Origin of the sequence: Sphingomonas psychrotolerans (assembly GCF_002796605.1) — a bacterium.
Classification (GTDB): Bacteria; Pseudomonadota; Alphaproteobacteria; order Sphingomonadales; family Sphingomonadaceae; genus Sphingomonas; species Sphingomonas psychrotolerans.
In genome coordinates this window covers 3,540,274-3,555,539 of the sequence record NZ_CP024923.1, presented here as the reverse complement: position 1 = coordinate 3,555,539, position 15,266 = coordinate 3,540,274, and the positions used below count along the sequence as shown (strand labels likewise).

The window sequence follows — 15,266 nt, the reverse complement described above, 5'->3', positions numbered from 1 at the left end:
GGGCTAGGCCGAGGCGATGTCGGCCACGATCAGCTGCGACCTCGCCATCGTCGGCGGCGGTCTTGCCGGAGGATTGATCGCCCGCGCGGTGCACCAGCGGCACCCGCATGCGGAAATCCGTCTGATCGAAGGCGGCGCGCATCTTGGCGGTAACCATCTCTGGTCGTTCTTCGCCAGCGACGTGACGCCCGCTAATCGCTGGCTGGTGAGCCCGCTGATCAGCCATGGCTGGACGCGCTATGACGTCGCCTTTCCGGATCATGCCCGCACGCTGAAGTCGCCTTATTATTCGATCGAATCGAGGCAATTCGAGCGCCAGCTGCTTGCCGCGCTGCCGGTGTCTGCCGTCATGCTGGAACGCCAGGCGATCGAAGTAACCAGCAATATCGTACAACTCGCCGACGGCGACCGCATCGAGGCGAAGGGTGTGATCGACTGTCGTGGAACCGGCGACCTCGCGACACTCGAACTCGGCTGGCAGAAATTCCTCGGCCGCGAGCTCGTACTGACCAGCCCGCACCATCTCCAGCGTCCGATGGTGATGGACGCGACGGTTGACCAACAGGACGGCTATCGCTTCGTCTATTGCCTGCCCTTTGGGGCCGACCGGATCTTCGTCGAGGACACCTATTACAGCGACGATCGCGCCATCGATGCGGATGCTCTTGGCGGCCGGATCCATGCCTATGTCGCGGCGCGCGGCTGGCAGGTCGCTTCGACGGCGCGCGAGGAGAGCGGGGTGCTGCCGGTCGCGCTCGGCGGCGATTTCGAGGCCTATTGGCGCTCGGGTGGCGCCGTGGCCAAAGCCGGGATGCGCGCCGGATTGTTTCACCCGCTCACCAGCTATTCGCTGCCCGACGCGGTGCGCACGGCGTCGCTCGTTGCGCAGGCGACCTCGTTCGACGGCGCCGCGCTCCACAATCTGCTGCACCTCTACGCCGCGCGCCTGTGGCGCAGCCGGCGATTCTATCGGATGCTCGCGGCGATGCTGTTCAAAGCCGCCGAGCCCGAGGAACGCTATCGGATCCTCGCGCGCTTCTATCGGCTGGACGAGGGCCTGATCCGCCGCTTCTATGCGGCCAATTCAAGCCTGGGCGACAAGATCCGGGTGATGACGGGCAAGCCGCCGGTGCCGATCGGCCGGGCGGCGCGCGCGATAATGGGGGTCCAATGAAGAAAGCGGCAGTGATCGGTGCAGGGATTGGCGGGCTCGCGCTCGCGATCCGGCTGCAATCGGCGGGGGTGGACACCACCATCCTCGAGGCGCGCGACAAGCCCGGCGGGCGCGCTTATTTCTGGGAACGCGACGGCTTCGTCTTCGATGCCGGACCCACCGTGATCACCGCACCCGAAGCGCTGCAGGAATTGTGGCGGCTTTCGGGGCACGACATCTCCGAAGACGTCAATCTGATGCCGGTCTCGCCCTTTTACCGGCTGTCCTGGCCCGATGGCACAGCCTTCGACTATGGCAATGACGACGCGCAACTGCGCGCCGAGATCGCCCGGCTCAATCCCGACGATGTCGCCGGCTATCGCCGCTTTCTCAAATATTCGGAAGGTGTCTATCGCGAAGGCTATCTGAAGCTCGGCCATGTCGCCTTCCTCGACTTCGGCTCGATGGTCCGCGCGGCGCCAGCGCTGATGAAATATCAGGCGTGGCGCTCGGTCTATTCGATGGTGTCGCACTTCGTGAAGAACGAGAAGCTCCGCCAGGCGCTGAGCTTCCACACCCTGCTGGTCGGCGGCAACCCGACGACGACGAGCGCGATCTACGCGCTGATCCACAAGCTTGAGCGCGACGGCGGCGTGTGGTTCGCGCAAGGCGGCACCAACAAGCTGGTCGCCGGCATGGTCCGCCATTTCGAGCGGCTGGGCGGCGTGGTCCGGCTGGGCGACGCCGTGGCGGCGATCGACACACTGGGCGATCGCGCGACCGGCGTGCGTACCGAGAGCGGGTTCGAACTGCTGGTCGATGCCGTCGCCAGCAACGCCGATGTCGTCCACAGCTATCGCCATTTGCTGAAAGATTCGCGCAGCGCCCAGCGCGCCGCGTCGAAGCTCGAACAGAAGCGCTTCTCGCCTTCGCTGTTTCTCGTCCATTTCGGCGTGCGCGGCACCTTCCCCGAGATCCCGCACCATTCGATCCTGTTCGGCCCGCGCTATCAGGCGCTGCTCGCCGACATCTATGATCACGGCGTGCTGAGCGAGGATTTCTCGCTCTATCTCCACCATCCGACCGCGACCGATCCCGCCATGGCCCCGGAAGGCCATTCGACTTTCTATGCGCTTGCTCCGGTGCCGCATCTGGGCAAATTCCCCGCCGACTGGAGCGAAGTCGGCCCGGTGCTCGAGGAACGCATCCTCGCCGAAGTCTCGCGCCGGCTGATTCCCGACCTCAAGGACCGTATCGTGACCAAATTCTCTTATGCGCCGCCCGATTTCGCCACCGATCTGCACGCGCATCTCGGCTCGGCGTTCAGCCTCGAGCCGATCCTCACCCAGAGCGCCTGGTTCCGCGTCCATAATCGCGACGAAGCGATCTCGAATCTCTATTTCGTCGGCGCGGGCACGCATCCCGGTGCCGGCATTCCGGGCGTCGTCGGCAGCGCAAAGGCGACTGCGGCGCTGATGCTGGGAGATGCCCGGTGAAGCGGGTCGCAGTCTATTGCGGATCGGCGACCCCGGTCGATCCGGTCTATGTCGAATCCGCCCGTCAGGTAGGGCGAAGCCTCGCCGAGCGCGGCATCGGCATCGTATATGGCGGCGGCAAATTGGGGCTGATGGGCGCAGTCGCCGATTCGGCGCTGGCAGCGGGCGGCGAAGTGATCGGCGTGATCCCCACCGCTCTGGTCAATGCCGAGGTCGCGCATCGCGGGCTCACCGAACTCCACGTCGTCGATACGATGCACGAGCGCAAGGCGCGCTTCACCGAACTCGCCGACGGCTTCGTCAATCTGCCGGGCGGGACGGGTACGATGGACGAATTGTGGGAGGCGCTGAGCTGGGCGCAGCTGGGCTATCACGCCGATCCGATCGGCCTGCTCAACATCGCTGGCTATTACGACAAATTGATCGACTTTTGGCAGCATATGGGGAGCGTTGGCTTCGTGCGGGCGCAGCACCAGGGGCTGCTGCTGATCGACGACACCCTCGAGGGGCTGCTCGTGCAAATGGCGGCATTCGAGCCCGCCGTGCCGATCATCCAGATGAAGCGCGAGGACCTCTGAGCGGAAACCTGCCCGGGCGCGACGCGATCGTAGCGACCGCGGGCGAATCGATCGGCCGCGGCTCGAAGAGCTTTTCGGCGGCGAGCCGGTTGTTCGACCGCAAGACGCGCGAGCGCGCGTGGCTGCTCTACGCCTGGTGCCGCGCCTGCGACGATCTCGCCGACGGGCAGGATCACGGCCACCGGATGATGGCGGTTGCGGACGCCGAGGCGCGCCTCGAGGCGATCCGCCTGCGCACCGCGGCGGCACTCGAAGGCCGATGGGTCGGCGATCCAGCCTTCGATGCGCTGCGCATCGTCGTCGAGGAGACGGCGATGCCGCATCGGCTCGTCTGGGACGTGGTCGAAGGCTTCACGCTCGATGCCGCGGGCTGGCGCCCGAGCACCGAGGCCGATCTGCTGCGCTATTGCTATCATGTCGCAGGCGCGGTCGGCTGCATGATGGCGGTGGTAATGGGGATATCCCCCGACGACGATAGCGTGCTCGACCGCGCCTGCGATCTCGGGCTCGCCTTCCAGCTCGCCAACATCGCCCGCGATGTCGGCGAGGATGCCGCCGCCGGGCGCTGCTATCTTCCCGAGGATTGGCTCGCCGAAGCCGCGATCCCGCGCGACCGGCTGATGGAGGATCGGGTAAAGCTCGCGGCGCTGACGCGGCGACTCACCGATCGCGCCGCGGAATATGAGGCACAGGCACGCGCGGGCACGCCGGCCTTGGCGTTCCGTTCGGCTTGGGCGGTGCTCGCAGCCGCCGGCATCTATGGCGACATTGCGCGCAAGGTGGCGCAGCGCGGCGACGCCGCATGGGATTCGCGTGTCACCGTCTCTGGCATCGACAAGCTAGGCTGGATCGTTCGATCGGCGGCTCAGGCTTTCGGCAGGAAGCAACGCTACGCGAACGCGAATCTGACAACCCGGATTTGGCAACGGCCGCGATGACGACGCGGTCAGCTGCCGCGACGATCGGCCATCGCAGCGCGCGCATCGGCCACCTGCCCGGTGTGGCGCTGACAGGTGGCGCTGATCACCGGGAAATCGACGTCGATGTTGCGCCGAAGCGCGGCGGGCATCGCTTGCTGGCATGCCTGGATCGACGTGTAGCGCGCAGGCTCGACCCGCGCCTGCTGGCACTGCATCGAATCATCGCCGCAGCCCATGATCGCCAGCACGTAGAGCACCTGATCCATCGCGGTTCCTTCCGCTCCTGAAAACGAAGGCGCCGCCGCGACGTTCCGCCAGACTGTTGCAAGCGCGCGCCCGGCGCACCAAATCGAGACTTGATGCCTCCACTAAATTCTGAATCCGCACCCGAGCGCCCGTTGCTCGCGACGATGAAGCGCTTCCTTCCCTATCTCTGGCCGAAGGACTCGCCCGGGCTGCGTGCGCGCATCGTCATCGCGCTCGTCCTCGTGGTCTTCTCGAAGCTCATCCAGGTCTATGGCGCACCGTTCGCATTGCAGGGCGCGATCGATCGGATGGCGAGCGGATCACGCGACGCCGTGTGGCTCGTGACCGCTCTGGTCGCCGGCTATGCTGCGGCGCGATTGGGCGGGGTGCTGTTCGACAATCTGCGCAACGCCGTGTTCGAGAAGGTCGGGCAGGACGCGACCCGGCGCCTTGCGTCGGACGTGTTCCGCCATCTCCACGGCCTGTCGCTGCGCTTCCATCTCGAGCGTCGCACCGGCGCGATCACCAAGGTAGTCGAGCGCGGCACCAAGAGCATCGATACGATGCTCTATTTTCTGCTGTTCAACATCGCCCCGACGATCCTCGAGCTGGCACTGGTGCTCGGGATCTTCTGGACGCGCTTCGGCGTCTGGCTGGTCGTCGGCACTTTGGTGATGGTGGTGGCATATATCGCCTTCACCCGTTGGGTGACCGACTGGCGGTCGAAGCTGCGTGAGCAGATGAACGATCTCGATACCGGCGCGGTCGCCCACGCAGTCGATTCGCTACTCAACTTCGAGACCGTCAAATATTTCAACGCCGAAGCGCGTGAATCGGCGCGCTACGACAAGGCGATGGCCTCGTACATGAAGGCTGCGGTCACCTCCGAAAACTCACTTGCCTGGCTCAATATCGGCCAGGCGCTGATCACCAATCTGATGCTCGGCGCAGGGATGACTCTGGTGGTGTTCGGGTGGCACTCGGGAAAATTCACTGCGGGTGACGTGGTGCTCGTCTCGACACTGCTCAGCCAGTTGTTCCGTCCGCTCGACATGCTCGGCTGGGTCTATCGCACGATCCGCCAGGGTGTGATCGACATGGGCAGCATGTTCGACCTGATCGACACCCATGCCGAGATCGTCGACGCGCCGGACGCGCAGCCGCTCGCGGTCGGCCAGGGCCATGTCCGCTTCGAGAATGTCGAATTCGGCTATGATCCGGATCGGCAGATCCTCAAGGGGATCGACCTCGACATCCCCGCCGGGTCGACGGTGGCGGTGGTCGGGCCTTCGGGCGCGGGCAAGTCGACGCTCGCGCGGCTGATGTACCGCTTCTACGACGTCACCGGCGGCCGGATCACGATCGACGGCCAGGACATCCGCGACGTGACGCAAAGCTCGCTGCGGGCGGCGATCGGCATCGTTCCGCAGGACACGGTGCTGTTCAACGACACCATCGGCTACAACATCGCTTATGGCCGCGAAGGCGCCACGCCCGACGAAGTCGCGTCGGCGGCGCGCGGTGCCGCGATTGCCGGGTTCATCCAGTCGCTTCCCGAAGGGTTCGACGCGCGCGTCGGCGAACGCGGGCTCAAGCTGTCGGGCGGCGAGAAGCAGCGCGTCGCGATCGCCCGGACCTTGGTCAAGAACCCGCCGATCCTGATCCTCGACGAAGCGACCAGCGCGCTCGACAGCCGCACCGAAGCCGACATCCAGGCGACGCTCGAGGCGATCGAACGTGGCCGCACCACGATCGTCATCGCCCACCGCCTGTCGACCGTGGTCCATGCCGACCGGATCATCGTGCTCGAAGCCGGCCGCGTCGCCGAGCACGGCACCCACGCCGCCTTGCTCCGCCAGGGCGGCATCTATGCCGAGATGTGGGCACGCCAGGCACAGGAGCGCGAGGCCGGCGACGAACTCGCGGCCGAGTAGTTCAGCCCTTGAGGTCCTGCCATTCCGGGTGCCGCGCGATATAGGCCGCGACGAAGCTGCATTGCGGACGGACCTTGAGCCCGCGGCTGCGGACATCGGCGAGCGCCCCCTCGATCAGCCGGCTGCCGACCCCCATGCCCTGCAGCGACGCGGGCACCACCGTGTGCGTGAAAGTGATCACCTCGCCTTCGATCTGATATTCGGCGAAGGCGAGATGGCCTTGCTCGACCAGCTCGAAACGTTGCTCGTCGGTATTGTCGCGGACGTCGCTCATCGGGCACCTTTGCTACGTGGGGCGTTGTCGCCATGGCCGGACCCTATAGAACGGTCCGGATCGGGCAAGGAGCCGAAGCAATGCTGTTTCCTTTGGGCATATTGGGTGTGGCGAGTCTCGGGCTGGCGGGCTGGTCGGCTTATGTGGGCCGCAAGGCCGAGGAGATGGTCCCGCCCGACGGGCAGTTCGCCGAGGTTCCGGGCGCCCGGCTCCATTATGTCGACACCGGCCCGCGCGATGCCCCCGCGATCGTGATGGTCCACGGGCTGATGGGGCAGCTCCGCAATTTCTCGCACTCGCTTTCAGAGTGGCTCGCGGCGGATCACCGCGTGATCCTCGTCGACCGGCCGGGCTGGGGGCATTCATCGATCGCGGGGCCGCGCCCCGGGATCGGCACGCAGGCCGCGATGATCGCCGCGCTGATCGAACAGCTCGAGCTCGATAAGCCGCTACTGGTCGGCCATTCGCTGGGCGGCGCGGTGGCGCTCGCGCTCGCGCTCGATCGGCCTGAGCTGGTCCGCGGGCTTGCCTTGATCGCGCCGCTCAGCCAGCCGGTCAGCACGGTGCCCAAAGTCTTCGCCGGCCTGCTCGCGCCGCAGCCGCTGCGTCCGGCGATCGCGTGGCTGATCGCGGTGCCCGCGGGGACGATGTCGGGCGCCAAGGTGGCACAGGCGGTGTTCGCGCCCGATCCGGTGCCGGCCGACTTTGCGACGCGCGGCGGCGGTGCGCTGTCGCTGCGCCCCAAAAGCTATATGGCGGGATCGTTCGAGATCCGCATCGCCGCCGCCGAGATGGCAGCGCTCGCCGCGCGCTACGCCAGCTTCCGCGTGCCCGTGGCGATCCTGTACGGCCGCGAGGACCAGGTGCTCGACCCGCAGCTCAACGGCGAAAAGACCGCCGCCGAAATCCCCGGCGCGACGCTCGAGCTGATCGCGGGCGGCCATATGCTGCCAATCACTCATGCCGACGAAACCGAAGCATGGCTACGCCGCGTGCTGGCCGATGACGCTCAGGCCACCGGCGGCGCGCTCACCGACACCGTCTGACCGCCGGGCAGCTTCACCGATCCGCCTGCCCCGGCCTGCTTCTGCACGAACGATCCGATGAACGCGCCGAGAGTCAGCTTGGCGAGGTCCATGAAGGCGGGAAAGCGGATCGCGAGGAGCGAGAAGAACAAGGTCAACCCGATCGTCGCGAGCGGCAGGCCGGTCAGCCCCAATTTGGTGAATGCGCCGGTGAACCCGCTGAGGCTGGTCAGCCGGATATATTGGGTGACCGCGTCTTCCTGACCCGATTTCACCTGATCGCAGATCGTCGCCCATTCCTCGCTGTTGATCACCCGGCCGGGTTGCTGGCCGCGCGAGAGCCCCACCGACCGCAGCAGCTGGATCCCCAGGATCGCGCCGACGAAGCCGATCCCGCTGAGGATGAGCTCCGGGGTGAAGTCGGCGAGCGTCGTCGCGCGCTCGCTGGCGTGCGTGTCATCCTGCACCAGCAGATAGCAAACGAACCCGAACAGAGCGACCGCACCATAGATAAGACCGATCCCCGCCAAGGCCAGCGAACTACGCCCCAAATTGAATCCGGGCGGTTCGTTCGAATCGTCAGAGTCGTTTTCCATGACATGTCCCTCCCGTTGCTGGTCGGGAAGCTAACATGAACCAGCGTGACTTTAGAAGCGGAGCTCAACCCACTTCGGATGGTTGGGTCGTCCAGCCGAGCCGGGGAATCGTGATCGAACGCTTGCCGGCGAGATCGACGCGCGTGACGAACAGCTCCTTGCTCTCGATATAGGTGAGCAGCCGGCGAACCCGGCCGAGCGAGCTGGTGCCATAGGTGGCGGCCAGCTCGGTATCGCTCGGGCAGGGCAGCCCTTCGCGCGCGGCGCGGGCGACGAGCAGGAACGGCCCGAGCATGTCGTCGGGCAGCGCGCGCGCGGCGTCGAGCGCCTGCGCCCAATCGGCGTCGGGATCGCCGTGGATTCCCGCGCGCGCCGCGGAAAGCCGGCGGACGAATCCCGAAAGGTCGAGCGGCGGCCGCGCCAGCCCGACCATCCGGCAGCGGACGAGAAAGTCCTGATAGAGCACCGAAGGCGAGCGATAGGTCGAATCGGGGTCTACGACGATGTCGCGCAACACGTCGGCGATGCGCCCCGCAGCCTCTTCGGGATCCACCGGCACTTCGTCCACCGGCGCGGGAGTCGAGCGTGCGAGCGCCTCGATCAGTCGCTCCGAAGGCATCTGGGTCGGCACCGGCGCCGGTGTCGGCGGCGTCCATTCGGGCTCGGCGGGAGCGAGCAGCAGGCCCTTCATGTCCTCGGCCGCGGCCTGCGGCAGCGGCGTCAGCTTGGGGCTCGAACTGCGCGCGCTGGTCTCGACCGCGCCGATCTCGATCGCCACCGGCCGCCGCGCCACCGCCGGGCCGAGCGCGAGGAAATGGCCGCGCTGCAAGTCGCGGATCGCTTCGGCCTGGCGGCGCTCCATGCCGAGCAGATCGGCGGCGCGCGCCATGTCGATGTCGAGAAAGGTCCGCCCCATCAGGAAGTTCGACGCCTCGGCGGCGACGTTCTTGGCGAGCTTGGCGAGGCGCTGGGTGGCGATCACCCCGGCGAGCCCGCGCTTGCGCCCGCGGCACATCAGATTGGTCATCGCGCTCAGCGATGCGCGGCGGACGTCCTCGGCGACTTCGCCGCCGCCCGCCGGCGCGAACAATTGCGCCTCGTCGACCACCACCAAAGCGGGATACCAATGTTCGCGGGGCGCATCGAACAGTCCGTTCAGGAACGCCGCGGCGCATTTCATCTGCCCTTCGGCCTCGAGCCCCTCGAGGCTGAGCACCACCGAGGCGCGGTGCTCGCGGATCCGCGCGGCGAAGCGCGCGACGTCGCGCTCGCTATGCTCCGACGCCTCGATCGCGATATGACCATAGCGGTCGCTCAAGGTGACGAAGTCGCCCTCGGGATCGATCACCACTTGCTGGACCTGCCCGGCGCATTGCTCGAGCAGGCGGCGCAGCAGATGCGACTTTCCCGACCCCGAATTGCCCTGGACGAGCAGACGCGTGGCCAGGAGCTCCTCGAGATCCATCGACACCGGCGCCCCGCCCGTATCCTTCCCCATTTCCACGCGAACCGTCATTCGCCGCTGCTTTGGCGGATGCGGAGGGGCGCAGGCAAGCGCCGCGTGCGGCCGGCCATCGCAATGCTGTGGATGGTGGCCTTGCCCGACGCGACGCGGCGAGGGATAGGGACCGCGTGAACCAACCGCTCGACATTCTCCGGAAAACCTTTGGCTTCCCCGATTTTCGCGGCGTGCAGCCGCAGGTGATCGAGCGCGTTATGGCGGGCGCGAACACGCTCGCCGTGATGCCCACCGGCGCCGGCAAGTCGCTCTGCTATCAAGTGCCCAGCCTCGCGCTCGACGGCACCTGCATCGTCGTCAGCCCGCTGATCGCACTGATGCACGATCAGCTTCGCGCCGCCGAGGCCGTCGGCATCCGCGCCGCGACACTGACTTCGGTCGACGACAATCGCGAGGAGACGATCGCGCGCTTTCGCGCCGGCACGCTCGACTTGCTCTACATCGCTCCCGAACGCGCTTCGGGCGAAGGCTTCCGCAACCTGCTGAGCCAGGCCAAGCTCAGCCTGTTCGCGATCGACGAGGCGCATTGCGTCTCCGAATGGGGGCATGATTTCCGCCCCGATTACCGCCTGCTTCGCCCGCTGCTCGATCGGTTCGGCGATGTGCCGCGGCTGGCGCTCACCGCCACTGCCGATGCGCATACCCGGGCCGACATCCTCGAGCAGCTCGGCATCCCGCAGGACGGGCTGATCGTCGCGGGGTTCGACCGGCCCAATATCCGCTACACGATCACCCCGCGCGAGAACACGACGCGGCAGATTGTCGACCTCATCGCCGAGCAGCCCGGCCCCGGCATCGTCTATGCCCAGACCCGCGCAGGCGTGGAGAAACTCGCCGCAAAGCTCGCCGAGACCGGGCGCAGCGTATTGCCCTATCATGCCGGGCTCGACCCCGCCGTCCGCCGCCGCAACCAATCGGCGTTCGTCGCCTCGGAGGATATGGTGGTGGTCGCCACCGTCGCGTTCGGCATGGGGATCGACAAGCCCGACGTCCGCTTCGTCGCCCATGCCGGGCTGCCCAAGTCGATCGAAGCCTATTATCAGGAGACCGGCCGCGCCGGCCGCGACGGCGATCCGGCAGTCGCGCATCTCTTCTGGGGTGCCGAGGATTTCGCCAAGGCACGCCAACGGATCGGCGAAGTCGAAGCCGGACGGCAGGCGGGCGAGCGCGTCCGGCTGACTGCGCTCGGCGCGCTGGTCGAGACCGCGGGGTGCCGTCGCCGCATCCTGCTCCGGCATTTCGGCGAGGACGCCCCCGAGAGCTGCGGCAATTGCGACAATTGCCTCACCCCGCCCGCCGCGATCGACGCCACCGTCACTGCGCAAAAATTCCTCTCCGCGGTGTTCCGCACCGGCATGATGTTCGGCGTCGGCTATATCGAGAGCATCCTGCTTGGCCAGTCGAGCGAGCGCAGCCTGATGAACGGGCACGAAAAGCTTTCGGTGTTCGGCATCGTCGATGGCGACGAGGCGGCGATGCTCAAGCCGGTGGCGCGCGCTTTGCTGCTGCGCGACGCGCTGCGCACCAATGCCCATGGCGGGCTCGAATTCGGCCCTGGTGCAAAGCCGATCCTCAAGGAAGGCGCCGATCTCAAGCTGGTGCTACCGCCCAAGCGCGAGCGCCGCTCCAAGCGCGGACGAACCGGAGACGGCGGCGTCAATCCGATCGGCAATCCGCTGTTCGAGGCGCTGCGCGCCAAGCGCCGCGAGATCGCGATCGAGGCGGGGCTGCCCCCCTATGTCATCTTCCACGATTCGGTGCTGCGCGACATGGCGATGGCGCGGCCCGACAGCCTGTCCCGGCTTGGCCAGATCTCGGGCGTTGGCGCGCGCAAGCTCGAAGCTTATGGTGACGCGTTCCTGCAAGTAATTCGCGAGGCGGCATGATCCGGAAGATCGACGAGACAATATCGGTAGCGCCGCAGATCGCGCCCGAGGAAGTGGCAGGCCTCGCCGCGGCGGGATTCACCGCGATCGTCAACAACCGCCCCGAGGGCGAGGAGTTCGGCCAACCGACCGGCGATGCAGTGCGCGCCGCGGCCGAGGCGGCGGGACTGTCCTACGCCGAGATCCCGGTGACTCATGCCGGCTTCTCGGCGACTCAGGTTGAGGCGATGGCGAAGGCGATCGAGGGCGCCGGAGGACCAATGCTCGCTTATTGCCGCTCGGGCACGCGCTCGTGCAACCTCTGGGCGCTCGCCGAAGCCAGCCGCGGCGGCGATCCCGCCGCGCTCACCGTCAAGGCGGCAGGCGCGGGCTACGACATTTCGGGCATCCGGCCGCTGCTCGACGCGCTCGCCGGACGCGCATGAACTGGACCCAGCTCGGCGGTTCGCTCGTCGCGGTCGTGCTGCTCGCGTGGATCGCGCGGCTGCTCAAGCTGGGCGAGAGCCGCATCGCCGATGCCGAAACCGCGAAGCGCATGGCTGAGGAGGCATTGGGCGATTTCGCCCCGCGCGCCGCTCTGGTTGGCACCAACGGCGCGGCGGCGCTGGTGCTCGGCAGAGACGGCATCGCATTGCTCAAGCGCCATGGCGCCAAGGTCGCGGTACGCCGGCTGGGCCGGCCGCTGTGGCGGCGTTCCGCGCCCGAAGGGGTGACGATCGAGACCGGCGAGCGGATGTTCGGCCCGGTGCTGTTGTACGGTGTGCTTCCCGAGGACGTCGACAGGCTGGAAGCACAACTTACAATCATGTAAGTACGCCGGCATGACGCTCGCCGATCCCGTGACGCTGGCGATTCCCGCCTTCGTGCTGCTGGTGCTGGCGGAGATGATCGTCGCGCGAATCAAGGATCGCGGCCGCTATGAGCCGCGCGATACGCTGACGTCGCTCGCGCTCGGGCTGGGCAGTACGATTGCCGGAGTGCTTTCCGCCGGGGCGGTATTCGCGCTGGCGATGTGGGTCTGGCAGTTCCGGCTCTTCGAGATCGGTTATGGCTGGTATTGGTTCGTCCTCGCCTTCGTGATCGACGACTTCGCTTATTATTTGTTCCACCGCTCGGCGCATCGCGTCCGCTGGTTCTGGGCGAGCCACGTCATCCACCATTCGAGCCAGCATTATAATCTGTCGACCGCGCTGCGGCAGACCTGGACCGGCTTCTTCAGCCTCGCCTTCCTGTTCCGCCTGCCTTTGTTCCTGATCGGCTTCCCGCCGGCGATGGTCTTCTTCGTCGCGGGGCTCAACCTGGTCTACCAGTTCTGGATCCACACCGAAGTGATCGGCCGCATGCCACGCTGGTTCGAGGCGGTGATGAACACACCCTCGCACCACCGCGTCCATCACGCGACCAATCCGCGCTATCTCGACCGCAATTACGCCGGCGTGTTCATCGTCTGGGATCGCTGGCTCGGAACCTTCGAGCCCGAGCGCGACGACGACAAGCCCCGCTACGGCATCGTCAAGGATCTGGGCAGCTTCAACATCCTGTGGGCCGCCACCCACGAGTGGATCGGCATCGCCCGCGACGTCTGGCACGCGCCCGGCTGGAAGGCGCGCGTCGCCTACATGATCCGGCCACCGGGCTGGAGCCATGACGGCAGCCGCGACACGTCGGAAATCATAAAGGCGCGGTGGCAGGCCAGCCAGGAACGGGGGCAGGAATGGAAGAAGCCGATATCGTCGTCATCGGATGCGGATCCGGCGGGAGCGCCGTCGCGGGCCGCCTGAGCGAAGGCGGCAAATACACAGTCGCGGTCCTCGAGGCAGGCGGGCGCAACACCAGCCTCAAGACGATCATGCCCGGCATGATGCCCTTCCAGACCGACAAGACCAACTGGCGCTTCGAGACGGTGCCGCAAGCCGGCCTGAACGGCCGCCGCGGCTACCAGCCGCGCGGCAAGGGTCTGGGCGGATCGAGCGCGATCAACGCGATGCTCTACATCCGCGGCCACCGTCAGGATTATGACGAGTGGCGAGATCTCGGCTGCACCGGCTGGGGCTGGGACGACGTGCTGCCGTGGTTCCGCCGCTCGGAGCATAATGTCCGGGGTTCGGACGAATTCCACGGCGACGACGGTCCGCTCTGGGTCAGCGACCAGGATTTCGCCCATCCGGGATCGCGCGCGTTCATCGAGGCGGCGTCGCGGCTGCAGATCCCGGTCAACCGCGATTTCAATGGCGCACGGCAGGACGGCGTCGGCCTCTATCAGGTGACCCAGAAAGGCGGCGAGCGCTGGACGGCGTCGCGCGCCTATCTGTCGGACGCGAAGCGGCGCGACAATCTGGAGATCGTCTGCGACGCAATGGTCGAGCGCATCCTGTTCGAGAAAGGCCGCGCCTGGGGCGTCGCGTACCGGCAAGGCGGGCAGTCGCGCGAGATCCGGGCGCGCCGCGCCGTCGTGCTCGCCGCCGGCGCTTTCCAGACTCCGCAATTGCTGATGCTGTCGGGAATCGGCCCTGGCGCGCACCTCGCCGAGATGGGCCTTTCGGTGCAGGTCGATCGCCCCGCGGTCGGCTCGGACCTCCAGGACCATATCGACTATGTCGCGGCGTTCGAGACCGAGGGCAGCTTCTTCCTCGGCCGTTCGCCGATGGGGACGCTCAAATCGCTCGGGGCGCTCGTGCAATGGCTATTCACCCGCCGCGGCGGGATGACCTCGCCTTATGCCGAGGCAGGCGGGTTCCTGCGCACCGAACTCGCCGGCGCGCGCCCCGACGTCCAGCTCCACTTTCTGATCGCGATCGTCGAGGATCATGGCCGTACCAAGCTCAAGGGGCACGGCTATAGCTGCCACACCTGCGTGCTTCGGCCCGAGAGCCGGGGCACCGTCCGGCTCCAGTCGCCCGATGTGCATTCGCCGCCGCTGATCGATCCGAACTTTCTGTCGGACCCGCGCGACATGGCGGTGCTCAAAGCCGGGGTTCGCGCGATGTACCGCATCCTCGGGACTCCGCCGCTTGCCGGCTATGCAGGCCGCGACCGTTATCCGATCGATCTCGCCAACGATGCCGCGCTCGAGCGCCTGATCCGCGCGCGCGCCGACACGGTCTATCACCCCGTCGGCACGGCACGGATGGGATCGGATGCGGATGCCGTCGTCGATCCGCGGCTCAAGGTTCGCGGAGTCGACGGTCTCTACATTGCGGACGCCTCGGTGATGCCGCGGCTGATCGGCGGCAACACCAATGCCCCGAGCATCATGATCGGTGAGCGCTGCGCGGCGTTCCTTGCGGAGGCGGGCGCGTGAGGCAGGCCGTGGATTGATAGTCGCGATTGGCCGAAAGTGGGTGGATTGCAGACCAGCAGCTTTCGGTTGTGGTCGGTGGAAACCCGCCGTCGTCAACCGTAGAACAAGCACTCGGGGATTCGCTCTCAATCGATTGGGACAACATGGCTGGCAAGTTTCTTAGGCGCGGCGCGATCATCGATACGATCAAAAGCGAAGAGAAGATGAACAGCCTGCAGGCGCGTAGCGATGGACCAAAATACCATGTGGATACCGTTCCGTGCGGCTGCCCGGACGATAACTGTGGCGCGTTCCATCAAATGAGAACGGGGCGACCGCTACCATCGTCCGACGAGGCG

15 protein-coding genes are annotated in these 15,266 nt (G+C 66.7%); 11 read left to right on the top strand and 4 right to left on the bottom strand.

Annotation, left to right across the window (positions count from 1 at the left end):
- The first annotated feature begins 16 nt into the window (after positions 1–16).
- From crtY to CVN68_RS16195, 4 genes are read left to right on the top strand one after another with little or no spacing between them, the layout of a single operon-like run.
- A complete protein-coding gene (gene crtY, locus CVN68_RS16210; RefSeq protein WP_100283120.1) occupies positions 17–1,174 on the top strand; it encodes a lycopene beta-cyclase CrtY in 1,158 nt (385 codons plus the stop codon).
- A complete protein-coding gene (locus CVN68_RS16205) occupies positions 1,171–2,649 on the top strand; it encodes a phytoene desaturase (RefSeq protein ID WP_100283119.1) in 1,479 nt (492 codons plus the stop codon). Before crtY ends, CVN68_RS16205 begins: the two co-directional genes overlap by 4 nt.
- The gene (locus tag CVN68_RS16200; protein WP_100283118.1) at positions 2,646–3,227 is read left to right on the top strand and encodes an LOG family protein; all 582 of its coding nucleotides are present in this window, start codon (positions 2,646–2,648) and stop codon (positions 3,225–3,227) included. The genes CVN68_RS16205 and CVN68_RS16200 overlap by 4 nt, the downstream gene beginning before the upstream one ends.
- A complete protein-coding gene (locus CVN68_RS16195; RefSeq protein WP_199560311.1) occupies positions 3,224–4,165 on the top strand; it encodes a phytoene/squalene synthase family protein in 942 nt (313 codons plus the stop codon). The genes CVN68_RS16200 and CVN68_RS16195 overlap by 4 nt, the downstream gene beginning before the upstream one ends.
- A gap of 8 nt (positions 4,166–4,173) precedes the next feature.
- Here CVN68_RS16195 and CVN68_RS16190 read toward each other — a convergent pair whose 3' ends face one another.
- Positions 4,174–4,413, bottom strand: a complete 240-nt coding sequence (locus CVN68_RS16190; RefSeq protein WP_100283117.1) for a hypothetical protein — start codon at positions 4,411–4,413, stop codon at positions 4,174–4,176.
- A 93-nt stretch (positions 4,414–4,506) separates the two neighbouring features.
- On the opposite strand from CVN68_RS16190, the gene CVN68_RS16185 reads away from it, so the two are divergent.
- The gene (locus tag CVN68_RS16185; protein WP_100283116.1) at positions 4,507–6,327 is read left to right on the top strand and encodes an ABCB family ABC transporter ATP-binding protein/permease; all 1,821 of its coding nucleotides are present in this window, start codon (positions 4,507–4,509) and stop codon (positions 6,325–6,327) included.
- A 1-nt stretch (position 6,328) separates the two neighbouring features.
- Here the strand turns inward: CVN68_RS16185 and CVN68_RS16180 are convergent, their stop codons facing one another.
- The gene (locus CVN68_RS16180; protein WP_100283115.1) at positions 6,329–6,601 is read right to left on the bottom strand and encodes a GNAT family N-acetyltransferase; all 273 of its coding nucleotides are present in this window, start codon (positions 6,599–6,601) and stop codon (positions 6,329–6,331) included.
- Between the two features lie 80 nt (positions 6,602–6,681).
- Between CVN68_RS16180 and CVN68_RS16175 the strand changes: the two genes are divergently transcribed.
- Positions 6,682–7,647 carry an alpha/beta fold hydrolase gene (locus tag CVN68_RS16175; RefSeq protein WP_100283114.1) on the top strand — a complete coding sequence of 322 codons (966 nt, stop codon included), beginning with the start codon at positions 6,682–6,684 and terminating at the stop codon, positions 7,645–7,647.
- On the opposite strand, the gene CVN68_RS16170 is transcribed toward CVN68_RS16175, so the two are convergent.
- Together CVN68_RS16170 and CVN68_RS16165 are read right to left on the bottom strand one after the other, a co-directional pair.
- Entirely contained in the window at positions 7,611–8,222 is a 612-nt protein-coding gene (locus CVN68_RS16170) for a hypothetical protein (RefSeq protein WP_100283113.1), read from the bottom strand. The genes CVN68_RS16175 and CVN68_RS16170 overlap by 37 nt on opposite strands.
- A gap of 64 nt (positions 8,223–8,286) precedes the next feature.
- Positions 8,287–9,738 (bottom strand): ATP-binding protein, encoded by a 1,452-nt coding sequence (locus CVN68_RS16165; RefSeq protein ID WP_100283112.1) that lies wholly within the window; start codon positions 9,736–9,738, stop codon positions 8,287–8,289.
- A gap of 116 nt (positions 9,739–9,854) precedes the next feature.
- Here CVN68_RS16165 and recQ point away from each other — a divergent pair, with 116 nt between their 5' ends.
- From recQ to CVN68_RS16140, 5 genes are read left to right on the top strand one after another with little or no spacing between them, the layout of a single operon-like run.
- Entirely contained in the window at positions 9,855–11,627 is a 1,773-nt protein-coding gene (recQ, locus tag CVN68_RS16160; RefSeq protein ID WP_100283111.1) for a DNA helicase RecQ, read from the top strand.
- Positions 11,624–12,052: a TIGR01244 family sulfur transferase gene (locus tag CVN68_RS16155; RefSeq protein ID WP_100283110.1), complete on the top strand. Its 429-nt coding sequence runs from the start codon at positions 11,624–11,626 to the stop codon at positions 12,050–12,052. Before recQ ends, CVN68_RS16155 begins: the two co-directional genes overlap by 4 nt.
- Entirely contained in the window at positions 12,049–12,438 is a 390-nt protein-coding gene (locus tag CVN68_RS16150) for a hypothetical protein (protein ID WP_100283109.1), read from the top strand. Before CVN68_RS16155 ends, CVN68_RS16150 begins: the two co-directional genes overlap by 4 nt.
- A gap of 10 nt (positions 12,439–12,448) precedes the next feature.
- Positions 12,449–13,408, top strand: coding sequence for a sterol desaturase family protein (locus CVN68_RS16145; protein WP_100283108.1), 960 nt, complete (start codon positions 12,449–12,451; stop codon positions 13,406–13,408).
- Positions 13,342–14,928: a GMC family oxidoreductase gene (locus tag CVN68_RS16140; protein WP_100283107.1), complete on the top strand. Its 1,587-nt coding sequence runs from the start codon at positions 13,342–13,344 to the stop codon at positions 14,926–14,928. The genes CVN68_RS16145 and CVN68_RS16140 overlap by 67 nt, the downstream gene beginning before the upstream one ends.
- The last annotated feature ends 338 nt before the right edge of the window (positions 14,929–15,266 follow it).